Genomic DNA, 13,061 nt, shown 5'->3' on the forward strand with positions numbered 1-13,061 from the left:
CCCCATGCTCGATGAAGTCGGCAAGGTCGGACGATATCTGGGACAGGCCATGCGATTGATGGTCGGCCTGCCCGATTACGACACGTATGTGGCGCACATGCAGGCCACGCATCCGGATCGGCCGGTCATGAGCTACGAGGCGTTCTTCCGCGAGCGACAGGAAGCGCGCTACGGCGGCAAGAGCGGTGGCCGCTGCTGCTGAACGCGGCAGCGCATTGGAGCGCGACATCGATCGCCCCTCGATGCCGTCCAGAGTGAAAAACGCCCGGTGGAGATCCCACCGGGCGTTGTGCGTTGATGCGACGGCTTGCGTGATGCGGCGCCTGCGTTATGTCGCCGTCACATGATCTTGGCGCATCGCGCGTTGGCGGCACTACGGCGGTAGCCGTCGAAAACTTGCGCCACCACACGCACGAGCAGGCGTCCGGCAGGCAGCACGCGCAATCCGTGCGCATCGATGGCCACGAGCCCGTCTGCTGCGAGATCGGCCAGCTCGCCGAGTTCGGTCGCGAAGTAAGCGACGAAGTCGATGTCGTGGACATCTTCGATTGTGCTGAAGTCCAGCCTCATGTGACACATGAGTCGCGAGATGATATCGCGCCGGATATGGTCGTCCCGATCAAGTTGCACGCCACGCGCAATCGCAAGACCGCCCGCGTCGATGGCGTCGTAGTACGCTTTGAGCGTCTTGGCGTTCTGCGCATAGCTGTCGCCCACACGGCCGATGGCCGACATGCCCACTCCGATGAGATCGCAATCGGCGCGCGTGCTGTAACCCTGGAAGTTGCGATGCAACGTGCCAGCCGCTTGCGCGAGGGCGAGTTCGTCGTCGGGGCGTGCGAAGTGATCCATGCCGATGTAGACGTAACCGGCCGCCGTCAGCCGCGCGATGATCGTTTGCAAGAGCGCGAGTTTTTCGGGACCGTCCGGCAGCGTGTCGGGCAAACAGCGCTGCATCTTGAACTGCTCGGGCAGATGCGCGTAGCTGAAGACCGACAAACGCTCCGGGGCCATCTCGATGACGGCGTCGAGCGTGTTCGAGAAGGAGGCGATCGTCTGATGCGGCAGACCGTAGATCAGATCGAAATTGACCGACTTGAAGCCACAGCTGCGCGCAGCGTCCAGCGTCGCTTCGACGAGGGCGCGAGGCTGTACGCGGTGAATCGCTTCCTGCACGCGTGGATCGAAGTCCTGCACGCCGATGGAGAGCCGGTTGAAGCCGAGGGCACGCAGCGCGCGAATGGACGCCGGTCCCGCGCTGCGCGGATCGATCTCGATGGCGTATTCGGCGCTGTCGTCGGGCGTCATCACGAAGTGACGGCTGATGGCGTCGACGAGCGAGGCAATCTGTTCCAGCGAGAGAAACGTCGGGGTACCGCCGCCCCAGTGCATCTGCGCGAGCGTGCGGCCCGCGCCGAGCAGCGACGCCTGACGCGCGATTTCCGCGTGAAGGCGCGTCACGTAGGCGTCGGCATGCGCGCGGTTGTTCGTGACGATCTTGGTGCACGCACAGTAGAAGCACACCGTGTCGCAAAACGGCACGTGCAGGTATAGGGACACCGGTTTGCCGGTGCGCTTGGATTGCGCGGCGGCGCGGGCGTAGTCGCCCACACCGAAATCGTCATGGAATTGCAGCGCGCTCGGGTACGAGGTGTAACGCGGTCCGTTCACGTCGTAACGACCGAACAGACGCGCGTCGAACTGAACAGGACTGGCCGATGCGTGCAACGGCAGCGCTGTGCGGGACATGCAGCGCGAATGCCCGGGGTCCTCTCCCAAACTGCGGGACGTGCAGCCCGGGCACGGTTTGCTGGCATGCGGATGGTCAGGGGAACTGGCGCAAGGCGTCGACAAAATGGGAAGGGGGTTCATGACGAGGCCCGAAACAATAGGAGACATTCGACTCTAGTCCTGCGGCGCGCGCCGCGCCGTGACCTGCGTCAAATAGCTGTGTCGGCGGCATGCAAGCTGCGTGAGACGCCTGCAATGTGGGACGTCGTTGCGCAAATGGCCGTATTGGAAGTGGATTCTTGCGTCGCGGTGCGCGCGCGGCACGCCTGACGTGCACCGAAATCATTGCCGCGGCAGGCAATTTTTTGTCGTCTACGGTAAGCTAGCGCCTTATTGAAGTCCCCGCCGTGTCGACAGCCCTGGCGGCACGCGCGAGGCTCGCTCCGGAACCGCCGGGGCGGCGGTCCGACCGGTGCCCGCGGGTTTTAGCGAGTTTCCCCAGGTATCCGCAGTGCTGGCAGCTTGCCGGTCTGCCCATACGCGCATACGCCAATATGCGCTTCTGCCGGAACGACGCGGCACATCACGATTGGAAACAACATGGACCGTCTGCAATCGATGCGCGTTTTCGTCAAAGTGGCCGATAACGGGAGTTTCGCCCGTACGGCCGCCCAGATGGATTTGTCCGCCGCTGTGGTCACGCGGCACGTCGCAGAACTCGAATCGCATCTCGGCGTTCGCTTGCTCAACCGCACCACACGCAGCCTGTCGCTGACCGGCGCCGGTCAGGTGTATCTCGAGCGCTGCCGGCAGATCATCGACGAAGTCGACGAGGCCGATGCCCTCATCTCCAGTGCGTCACGTGACCCCAAAGGCACCTTGAAGGTCGTCGCGCCCGTGTCGTTCGGGCTGCGCAATCTCGCGCCGCTGGTCAAGAAGTATCAGGAACTGCACCCGAAGGTCGTGGTCGATCTCACGCTAACCGACAGGGCCGTCGATCTGGTCGAAGAGGGTTACGACTGCGGCATTCTGCTCACGCGCATGATCAACAGCGAAAGCCTGATTTCGCGTGTGCTCGCGGAGACGCGTGTCATGCTATGCGCCTCGCCCGCGTACATCGCCGAACACGGTGAGCCGGTCACGCCGCAAGAACTGGGCGAGCACGGTGTGCTGGGCCTGCCCAGCGAGTTCTGGAGCGACGACCGCGTGTTTGCCGGCCCGGACGGTGAAGTGCGCGTGCGTGTGCAGAACAAGCTCATCTGCAACAACACGGCGCTGCTGCGTCAGTCGGTGTTGCTCGGGCATGGTATCGCGTTCCTGCCGTCGTACCTCGTGGGGAACGACGTGCGCGACGGCGATCTCGTGGCGCTGATGCGCAACTATTCGCAGACACCCATCGACGTCTCGCTCGTCTATCCGAGCCGCAAGTATCTGTCGGCAAAAACGCGTGGCTTCATCGATCTGACGGTCGAGTACTTCCGCCAGAACGAAGGTATTTCGGCCGCCGAGCGCTGGGTGCCGCCGAAGATGTCGACGAACGCTGCCACCGAAATTCAGACGTAACGCAGCCTGACGCGACGTCAGCCGCTGGCGTCAGATGGCAAAACGGCCACTTCCGCGAGGAGGTGGCCGTTTTTCTTTGCCTCGGTCCGATGAAGCCGTCGGGCTTCATCGCAGGCGTGACGCACTTAGAACGGTGCGTCGTCTTCGTCGAAGGCGGCATCGTCGGACTTCGACGCTGCCTTCTTGGTCGCCGGTTTGGCCTTGGCCGTCGTCTTCTTGGCGGCCGCCTTCTTGGCCGGTGCCCTGGACGCTGCGGTCTTCGACGCCGTCTTGCGTGCCGGCGTGGCCTTCTCGTCGCCTTCGTCACCCTTCGCGTCGCCGTCGCCGGTCTTCGCCGCGGTCTTCTTCGGGGCTTTCGCCTCGAACTCGAAGCCGATCTTGCCGTCCTTCTGTTTGGCCAGATACGCCTTGAACGTGCGACCGGTGCGCGACGACTTGAAGTTCGTCAGCAAGTCCGTCTTGCCCTCGGTGAGCAGCTTGTGGATCTGCTCGCGCGTGATTTCCTGCTGGAGAATCACCTTGCCCGACGTGAAGTCGCAAGTCTTCGGATTCGCTACGGCGTTTTCGCACACATAACGCATACCGTGCTCGAACACGCGAGCGTTGCACTTCGGACAATGGCCGACCGGTTCCTGACCCGTGAAGTCCGGGGCTTCGCCATCTTCGTCGCCGTTGTCCTGGCCGAAGTCGAATTCGAGCTTATAGCCCATTTCGTCATCCGGGGAGAGCTTGATGATGGCCGAGAACGGACGTCCCATCTTGCTGCGGAAGCCCGACAGCGGACCGATCGTCTTGTTCTGCAGCAGCTCTTCGACTTCCGGGATTTCGAACTGACGTCCGCCCGGGATCTTCGAGATCGAGAAGTTGCAGTTTGTGCAGGCGAAACGGCGGTAGTTTTCCTTGACCACACCGCCGCAGTGCGGACACGGCGTCGTGAGCGTCGCGTAATCGCCGGGGATGGTGTCGGAGTCGTATTCCTTCGCGCGCTTGACGATGGTCTGCGTCATTTGCGCGATTTCGTGCATGAACTCGTCACGCTTGAGGCCGCCGCGCTCGATCTGCGAGAGCTTGGCTTCCCATTCGCCCGTGAGTTCCGGCAGCGTGAGTTCGTCCACGCCCAGGCCGCGCAGGAGCGTCATCAACTGGAACGCCTTGGCCGTCGGATGCAGCTCGCGGCCTTCGCGCACGAGGTACTTTTCCGTCAGCAAGCCTTCGATGATGGCTGCCCGCGTGGCGGGTGTGCCCAGACCCTTACCCGCCATCGCTTCGCGCAACTCGCCGTCTTCCACGAGCTTGCCCGCGCCTTCCATGGCGGAAAGCAGCGTCGCTTCGCTGTAGCGTGCGGGCGGCTTGGTCTGCAGACCGACGGCCGCGACCTTGTCGACGCCGACCTTTTCGTCCTTGGCGACCGGCACGAGATTCGGCTGGTCTTCCTTGGTGTCCTTCGCGTCCTTGCCGTCGTCGGCGCCTTCCTTGCCGTAGATCGCAAGCCAACCGGCCTGCACAAGCACCTTGCCCTCAGTCTTGAAGTGATGACCGACCACTTCCGTGATGCGGGTCGTCACCTGATACTCGGCGGCCGGGAAGAACACCGCCAGGAAGCGCTTGACCACGAGGTCGTACAGCTTTTGCTCCGGCTCGGAGAGGTTCTTCGGCGCCTGCAGCGTCGGGATGATGGCGAAGTGATCGCTGATCTTGCTGTTGTCGAAGATCCGCTTGTTCGGCTTGACCCAGCCCTTGTTCAGGACCTGATTGGCGAACTGATGATAGTTGTTGCTCTCCTTGAGCACCGTCATCGTTTCCTTGACGGTCTCCAGGTAGTCTTCCGGCAGCGCACGGGCGTCGGTACGCGGGTACGTCAGCACCTTGTGCTTTTCGTACAGCGCCTGCGCCAGACCGAGCGTGTTCTTTGCGGAGAAACCGAAGCGGCTGTTCGCTTCGCGCTGCAAGCTGGTCAGATCGAACAGCAGCGGCGAGAGCTGGCTCGACGGCTTCGATTCTTCCGTAACGGTGCCGTGCTTGCCGCGCACTGCGGCGACGACCGACTCGGCGGCCGCTACGCTCCACAGACGCGAATCGCGCTGCTCGGGATCGAATTCGTTGCGCTTGAAATTCGGGTCGAACCAGCGGCCTTCGTAGAAGCCCGCTGCAGCGACGAACTCGGCTTTGACTTCCCAATAGTCGCGCGACACGAACTTGCGAATCTTCTCTTCGCGCTCGACCACGATCGACAGCGTCGGCGTCTGCACGCGACCGACCGTCGTCAGGAAGAAGCCGCCGCCCTTGCTGTTGAACGCCGTCATGGCGCGCGTGCCATTGATGCCGACCAACCAGTCGGCTTCGGCACGGCTGCGCGCAGCGTCGGCCAGCGGGAGCATGTCTTCGTCGGTGCGCAGACGCTTGAAGCCGTCGCGAATCGATTGTGGCGTCATCGACTGAAGCCACAGGCGCTGGACCGGTTGCTTGGCCTTCGCGTGCTGCGCGATCAGACGGAAAATCAGTTCCCCTTCACGTCCCGCGTCACAGGCGTTGATCAGGACATCGATGTCCTTGCGCTTGATGAGACGGGTGAGCACCTTCAGACGCGACTCGCTCTTGGCGATCGGCTTGAGGTCGAAGTGCGGGGGAATCACGGGAAGGTTGGCGAAGCTCCACTTGCCGCGTTTGACTTCATAGTCTTCCGGCGCGCCGATTTCGACGAGGTGGCCAACCGCCGACGAGACGACGTAATCGTCGCTCTCGAAGTACTCGTCATGCTTGGTAAAGCCGCCCAGCGCCCGCGCGATGTCATTCGCGACGGACGGTTTCTCGGCAATGATCAGAGCTTTTGACATGACGTTAGGTAATGTTGAGGGGGTGTCGCCAAGCGACATTCGTTGGCTTTATAACATATAGCCAATCCGGCGTTGCCGTCGGATCGGGCACAAGGCGTGCCTGAAAGCGGCACATCATAAGCGCGTCGCAAGCCGTCGGCAAGGGTGGGCCCGACGCGGGCTCACGCGGCCCGCAGATGCTCGCGCAGCGCGGGGGCCGCGACCGTGGCGTTGCCCAGTACGTCGGCGTCGAGCATGCGCTCGAGAATCCCGATGGCCGGCAGCACCGGGCCGAAGAAGCGGGCCTGACCGGGCGATTGCGGTGCGTCCTGAACCAGCAACGTCGGGAAATTCTCGATGTCGTGGTCGTCGAGCCAGTCGGCGTGCGTTTCGATATCCACCCAGACGAAACATAGCTCCGGGTGCTTCGCGGCCAGTTGCTCGAAGGTTTGCGCGTATTCGCGGCAGGTGCCGCACCACGCCGCGCACAGACAGGCCACGAGACGCGTGTTGCCCCCGGCCAGCGCGGCAGCCAGTGCAGTACGGTCGGCGACGGGATCGAAAACGGGCATGGTGTCGGTGATATCGGTTGCTGTGTTTGGGGGGGACGGACGGATGCGCGATGTTCGACCCTCGTGGCTGGACTTCGGTGGGCCGGAATCGGTCAGCCAGAGTCAGTCAGCCAGAGTCAGTCAGCCAAAGTCAGTCGACCGAACCGGCCGCCCGGCAGACGGGCGACATGGCCGCCGAGTTCCAGTGCGCCCAGTTGCGCCAGCACGTCGGCAATCGCAAGGCCGGTGCGCTCGCAGAGGGTGTCCGCGTTGACGGGATCATACCCCAGCGCATCGAGAACCGCTGCCGTGCCCCCCGGGCCGTTTGTCGGTCCGACTGTGCTCACGTCCGCCTCTACCTTTACCTCGGGCGGCTTCCGGCTAACGTGGGCACCCGGCAGCGGGGGCGCCGCGTCATTGCCGCCTTGAGCGCTCCGTTTGCCGTGATCCGGCGTTTCGCTACCCGCCCGGGCGGGTGAGGGGCGGGGCCGACGCTTGCGCTCGCCACGCACGGGGTGTGCCGGGGCGGACGGCGTCATGCCGAGGGCTTCCAGCACATCGTCCGGCGAAGCGACGAGGGTGGCCCCGTCCCGTATGAGTACGTGGCAGCCCTGACTGTGCGGCGAGTGGATCGATCCGGGGACGGCGAGGACGTCACGTCCCAGTTCACCGGCAAGGCGCGCTGTGATGAGGGAGCCGGAGTGCGTGGTCGCTTCGACAACGACCGTACACCGGGCGAGTGCCGCGATCAGCCGGTTACGGCGGGGGAAATGCTCGGGCCGGGGCGGTGTGCCGATCGGAAACGCGGACAGCATCAGGCCCCGTTCGGCGATCTGTTCGGCCAGTGCGCGATGGTGCGTTGGGTAGACGATGTCCGCGCCGGTGCCGACGATCGCCCACGTGCCCCCGCACGTCTTCAGTGCGCCTTCATGGGCGGCCGCGTCGATCCCGGCGGCAAGCCCCGACACGATGGCGACGCCGGCGTCCCCCAGCACCCGGGCGAAGCGCCTTGCGTCGTCGCGTCCCTGTGCCGAGGCGCGACGGCTGCCGACAATGGCCACGGCCCGCTCGCCGCCGTCCCCCGACCGGTTGGCCAGTGTCGCGTCTCCCCGGCAGTACAGGATCGGTGGTGGATCTCCGAGCGTGAGCAACGCGCGCGGATAGGCGGTTTCGGACAAAGTGACGACGGCGCATCCCGGTCGACCCGCCCATTCGAGCGTAGTGGCGATTTGCGTCGACAATTCGGCAGACGTGCGCGCCAGCAACCGTCCGACGACATCGACCGGCACCACGTCGGACAACGCACCGCGCGAGGCTGTGAAGATCGCGCTGGGCGGACCGAAGGCGGCCAGCAGACGTCGGACGGCCGCTGGCGGCACGCCCGGTGTGTGGCACAGGCGCAACCAGTCGTTGATTTCCTCCCGGTCCGCACCGATCCGTTCAACGGGGCGCGTCACCCCGAAGTGAGCGCAATGCTCGTTCTCCGACGTACGGGAATGGCTCGTGAGGCAGGCGGGACGGGCGTCACGGGTGGCAGGGGGCGCGTCGGCCGCCAGCGTCGAAGATAGCGCTATGCTAAAATTTTTCATCATCCGGTAAGCATTGACCGGGGGGCCAGAGCAAACGGGGCGCGCGACAGACATCGCCGTACGCCTGCGTGATCACACGATTTTGCGTGTGCGCCGGTCTGCAGGGCAATGCGGCGAATTCCCGTTTTCATCATGGCATTACTGACAATTCTTCAATATCCCGATCCGCGTCTGCACAAGGTGGCCAAGCCGGTCATCGAGGTGGACGACCGGATTCGTCAACTCGTCAAGGACATGGCCGAGACCATGTACGACGCCCCCGGCATCGGCCTCGCGGCCACGCAGGTCGACGTCCACGAGCAAGTTATCGTGATGGACCTCTCGGAAACGCGCGACGAACTGCGCGTGTTCATCAATCCGAAGATCGTGTGGCGTAGCGACGAGCAAAAGGTCTACGAAGAGGGTTGCCTCTCCGTGCCGGGCATTTACGACGAAGTCGAGCGCGCGGATCGTGTGCGCGTCGAAGCGCTTAACGAGAAGGGCGAGAAGTTCGTCATCGACGCAGACGATCTGCTCGCCGTGTGCATTCAGCACGAGATGGATCACCTCAAGGGACGCGTGTTCGTCGAGTACCTTTCGCCGCTCAAGCGCAACCGTATCAAGGCGAAGATGAAGAAACAGGCCGAACGCGCCTGATCGCCGCGGCGCACCTCATCGGCCGCGTGCCATCAGGTTTGGGCGCGCCCGGTAAAGTCCTCTATACTTGCAGCGCTCGCGGGCCATGCGCCCGCCTTGTGCTGCTGCGACGGGGCGTCTCGAACGTCTGCCGTCGGGCCAATCACCCCGACTGTCTGACGAGATGTCCATCGCCACGCCTACGCCGCCTACGCCGTCTTCCCGTACCCGTTTTGTTTTCTGGCTGAGCGCCGCACTGCTGTTCGCGTTCCTGCTCGCGGGCCTGTTCGACCGCGACCCCTGGAAAGCCGACGAACCGTATTCGGTCGGTATGGTGCTCAACTTCTTCCGGGGGCACGATCTGATCGTGCCGCGCGTGGCAGCCGATCCGTTCGTCGAGAAGCCGCCCGTCATGTACTGGACGGGGGCCTTGTTCGCGCGTGCGACTTCCACTGTGCTGCCGGTGTTTCAGGGTGCGCAGTTCGCGGTGCTCGCGTGGCTCGTCATTGCCGTGATCTGCGTAGGACGTCTGGCGCAGCGCCTTTACGGCACCGACACCTTCAACTGGCTCGCGCCGATGCTCATGCTCGGCAGCTTCGGGGCCATCGAAAACATTCACAAACTCACGGCTGACGTGCCACAACTGGCCGGTGCCGCACTTGCGCTGGCGGCGCTCGCACGTCTGGCCCGGGTGGAGAATGCCGCGCGTTTGTGGGGGCTGCTCTTCGGTACGGGCGCTGGCATTGCGTTCCTCAGCAAAGGCTTGCTCGTGCCCGGTGTGCTGGGCCTCACCGCGCTGGCCGCCTTCCTGCTGCCCGCGTATCGCACGCGTCGTTACGCGGCGGCACTCGGCTGGGCGTTGCTCGCATCGCTGCCGTGGCTGATTGTCTGGCCGGTGCTGTTCTGGCACGCGTCCGAGCCGCTATTCATCGAGTGGTTCTGGGATAACAACTTCGGCCGGTTCTTCGGCTTTGTGCATCTCGGGGGCGAACGCAAGTCGTACTGGAACGACGTGACCAGCCTGCTTGGGTTGACCTTTCCGGCGGGCTGGCTCGCCGTAGGGGCGTTGATTTCGCAGTTGCGCCAAGGCGCGCGCGGACGTCTGCGACGCTTTGTCGGCGAACGCCCGGAACTCGCCATGCTGTGGCTCTACGCCGTGCTGTTTGTGTTGACGCTGGTGGTGTCGTCGGCCATCCGCGATATCTATATGTTGTCGCTCTTCCCGGCCATCGCCGTGCTGGGCGCAGGCGTGCGTCTGCCGACGTGGCTGGAGAAGACGTGGTCGGGTGTGGCGCTGGTGCTCATGAGCGTGCTCGGCGTGTTCCTCTGGGTGCGCTGGGGGCTGCAATTGACCGGGAACGGACACGTCGCTGCGGGGCCGATCGGCAAATGGTTGCCGCTCGATTACGTGTTGCCGTTCTCGCCGGGCTTGTTCCTCGCAGGCCTCGTGATCGCGGCATTGTGGGTGACGGCCATCGTGCATCGCCGTGCGCTGGGCGCACTCGTATTCGGTTTCGCGGGGCTGATGTTCGTCTGGGGAACGCTCTCGACGCTGCTGCTGCCGTGGGTCAACGAAGCGCGCAGCTATCGCACGCCGTTCGCCGCATTGGACGAGGCGCTGTCGCAAGTGCCGCGGGCAACGAAAGCCATGAAGGCAACGAATTCGACGCAGGTCGGCACATCCGGAGCGAGCGCTTGCATCGGATCGTTCAACGTGGGCGAATCGGAGCGGGCCATGCTCGACTACTTCATCGACGTGCGTTCGGTGCAGCTCCCCAGTCTCGATGACGCTTCACGCTGCGACACGCTGCTGGTGCTCGACAAGGCGGCGTCCCGCATCGCCGTGCCGGAAGCATGGCGCGAGATCTGGCAGGGTGGCCGCGCAGGCGACACGAACGAGCGTTTCCGGGCATTCGTGCCGGCCGCACCCGCCACGGCTTCCGCCGCTTCGGCGGCGCCCGTCACCGTTCAGTAAGTCGTCGCATCCGCCGGACACCCTCCGGCATTGCATCAGCATCACCGAGGCATTACGCCAGCACCCCGTCAGCACCCCGCAGGAGGAAGTCCATCATGACGCTTCGCATCGTTTTCGCCGGTACACCGGAATTCGCACAAACCGCGCTCGCCGCCATCGATGCTGCTGGCTTCCCTGTGGAGTTGGTGCTCACTCAACCTGACCGTCCCGCTGGACGCGGTATGAAGCTGCAGGCGAGCCCCGTCAAACGCTACGCGCAGGAACACGGCATGCCGGTGGCGCAGCCGCCGTCGTTGCGCCGTCACGGCAAGTATCCGGAAGAAGCCGCAGCGGCCATTGAGCAATTGCGTGGACTCGCGCCCGACGTCATGGTGGTGGCGGCCTACGGCCTGATCCTGCCGCAGGAAGTGCTCGATCTGCCGCGCTACGGCTGTCTGAACATCCACGGCTCGCTGCTGCCTCGCTGGCGCGGCGCTGCGCCGATTCACCGTGCCATCGAGTCGGGCGACGCCGAGACCGGCATCACCATCATGCAGATGGACGCCGGACTCGACACCGGCGCGATGATTTCGCGCCAAGCCGAACCCATCGATCCCGAAGATACGACGGCGACGCTTCACGACCGTATGGCGGCGCTGGGGGGGAAGATGATCGTCGAGGCGTTGCAGCGGCTCGCGCGAGACGGCCATCTGCCGTCCGAAGCGCAGCCCGAGGCGGGCGTCACGTATGCCGAAAAGATCGCCAAGCAGGAAGCGGTGCTCGACTGGCACAAGTCGGCCGAGACGCTGGCACGGCAGGTACGGGCGTTCGACCCATTCCCCGGTGCGCTGGGCACCCTGCACGACACGCCCGTTAAGCTCTGGCGCGCGAGCGCCGTGGCGGGCAAGCCGGGCAATGCCCCCGGCACGGTGCTCGAAGTGAGCGCTGACGCCATCGTCATCGCCTGCGGCGAAGGCGCGCTGCGCGTGACCGAGTGCCAGAAGCCGGGCGGCAAGCGCCTGCCGGTGCGGGAGTTCCTGGCGGGCTTTGCGCTGGCGACGGGCGACGTCTTTGCGGCTGGCGCGGCGAACTGAGCTGCGCGTCCCGAGCCTTCCGACGGATTTTGGGCTGCGACGTTCCGGACATCAAAACAGCGCGAAAATGACGTAAAACGTCTTCGAAGTCGCGTGCAAACCCGGTGAACGTCTTAAAATTAGACGACACCGCCGCCAGGGACGTTGAATTTTCGGTCACCGACGCCATCTAACGCCCGAGGACACGCAAAGTGCGTGATCCATGAGGTCATCAAGGATTTGCAGAGGAGAACACTATGTTCAATTGGATGAAGACCACCCTGCTGATGGCGGCCATCACCGCGTTGTTCATGGTGGTGGGCGGCATGATCGGCGGCAAGCAGGGCATGATGCTCGCGCTGGCGTTTGCGCTCGCAATGAATTTCTTCTCGTACTGGTTCTCGGACAAGATGGTGCTGCGCATGTACAACGCGCAGCAAGTCGACGAGACCAGCGCGCCGCAGTTTTACAACATGGTGCGGGAGTTGTCGCAGCGTGCGGGCCTGCCGATGCCGAAGGTCTATCTGATCAACGAGGACGCCCCGAATGCGTTCGCGACCGGCCGCAATCCGGAGAACGCTGCGGTGGCCGCGACCACCGGTATTCTGCGCGTGCTCTCCGAGCGTGAGCTGCGTGGCGTGATGGCGCACGAGCTGGCCCACGTGAAGCATCGCGACATTCTCATCTCGACGATTTCCGCCACGATGGCCGGTGCGATTTCCGCGCTCGCCAACTTCGCCATGTTCTTCGGCGGACGCGACGAAAACGGCCGTCCGGCCAATCCGATCGCCAGCATTGCCGTGGCGATTCTCGCGCCGCTGGCCGCCTCGCTGATCCAGATGGCAATCTCGCGCGCGCGTGAATTCGAAGCCGACCGTGGCGGCGCCGAGATCTCGGGCGACCCGCAGTCGCTCGCGATGGCGCTCGACAAGATTCATCGTTACGCGCAGGGGATTCCGTTCGATACGGCCGAGCAGCACCCGGCCACGGCGCAGATGATGATCATGAACCCGCTCTCCGGCGGGCGGCTCGCGAACCTGTTCTCGACCCACCCGGCGACCGAAGAGCGCGTGGCGCGTCTGATGGAGATGGCCCGCACCGGCCAATACCCCGTCTGATATCCTGTCGGCCGACAGCCGTCCAGTTACCCTCCCATGCCCGCCGTCGTGCGG

The 13,061-nt window shown here is 64.3% G+C and carries 10 protein-coding genes; 6 read left to right on the forward strand and 4 right to left on the reverse strand.

Annotation, left to right across the window (positions count from 1 at the left end):
• Nucleotides 1-4 precede the first annotated feature (4 nt).
• Nucleotides 5-202, forward strand: coding sequence for a YbdD/YjiX family protein (locus MB84_RS00555; RefSeq protein ID WP_039394580.1), 198 nt, complete (start codon nucleotides 5-7; stop codon nucleotides 200-202).
• 137 nt (nucleotides 203-339) lie between these two features.
• On the opposite strand, the gene hemN is transcribed toward MB84_RS00555, so the two are convergent.
• A complete protein-coding gene (gene hemN, locus MB84_RS00560; RefSeq protein WP_084009539.1) occupies nucleotides 340-1,749 on the reverse strand; it encodes an oxygen-independent coproporphyrinogen III oxidase in 1,410 nt (469 codons plus the stop codon).
• Between the two features lie 582 nt (nucleotides 1,750-2,331).
• On the opposite strand from hemN, the gene MB84_RS00565 reads away from it, so the two are divergent.
• The gene (locus MB84_RS00565) at nucleotides 2,332-3,294 is read left to right on the forward strand and encodes a LysR family transcriptional regulator (RefSeq protein WP_046290344.1); all 963 of its coding nucleotides are present in this window, start codon (nucleotides 2,332-2,334) and stop codon (nucleotides 3,292-3,294) included.
• 125 nt (nucleotides 3,295-3,419) lie between these two features.
• Here MB84_RS00565 and MB84_RS00570 read toward each other — a convergent pair whose 3' ends face one another.
• The 3 genes from MB84_RS00570 to dprA form a co-directional block, all read right to left on the reverse strand.
• Nucleotides 3,420-6,128 carry a DNA topoisomerase III gene (locus MB84_RS00570; protein ID WP_046290345.1) on the reverse strand — a complete coding sequence of 903 codons (2,709 nt, stop codon included), beginning with the start codon at nucleotides 6,126-6,128 and terminating at the stop codon, nucleotides 3,420-3,422.
• A gap of 161 nt (nucleotides 6,129-6,289) precedes the next feature.
• Complete coding sequence (locus tag MB84_RS00575; protein WP_046290346.1) at nucleotides 6,290-6,679, reverse strand: thioredoxin family protein; 390 nt, start codon at nucleotides 6,677-6,679, stop codon at nucleotides 6,290-6,292.
• Between the two features lie 116 nt (nucleotides 6,680-6,795).
• Entirely contained in the window at nucleotides 6,796-8,250 is a 1,455-nt protein-coding gene (dprA, locus tag MB84_RS00580; protein WP_211279329.1) for a DNA-processing protein DprA, read from the reverse strand.
• A gap of 129 nt (nucleotides 8,251-8,379) precedes the next feature.
• On the opposite strand from dprA, the gene def reads away from it, so the two are divergent.
• The 4 genes from def to htpX all read left to right on the forward strand — a co-directional run bounded on the left by def (nucleotide 8,380) and on the right by htpX (nucleotide 13,007).
• Nucleotides 8,380-8,883, forward strand: coding sequence for a peptide deformylase (def, locus tag MB84_RS00585; protein ID WP_046290348.1), 504 nt, complete (start codon nucleotides 8,380-8,382; stop codon nucleotides 8,881-8,883).
• Nucleotides 8,884-9,046: 163 nt separating this feature from the next.
• Nucleotides 9,047-10,837, forward strand: coding sequence for an ArnT family glycosyltransferase (locus MB84_RS00590; RefSeq protein ID WP_052652816.1), 1,791 nt, complete (start codon nucleotides 9,047-9,049; stop codon nucleotides 10,835-10,837).
• Between the two features lie 95 nt (nucleotides 10,838-10,932).
• A complete protein-coding gene (fmt, locus tag MB84_RS00595) occupies nucleotides 10,933-11,910 on the forward strand; it encodes a methionyl-tRNA formyltransferase (RefSeq protein WP_046290349.1) in 978 nt (325 codons plus the stop codon).
• 236 nt (nucleotides 11,911-12,146) lie between these two features.
• Nucleotides 12,147-13,007: a zinc metalloprotease HtpX gene (gene htpX / locus MB84_RS00600; RefSeq protein WP_046290350.1), complete on the forward strand. Its 861-nt coding sequence runs from the start codon at nucleotides 12,147-12,149 to the stop codon at nucleotides 13,005-13,007.
• Nucleotides 13,008-13,061 lie beyond the last annotated feature (54 nt).

It is taken from the genome of Pandoraea oxalativorans (assembly GCF_000972785.3).
Lineage (GTDB): Bacteria > Pseudomonadota > Gammaproteobacteria > Burkholderiales > Burkholderiaceae > Pandoraea > Pandoraea oxalativorans.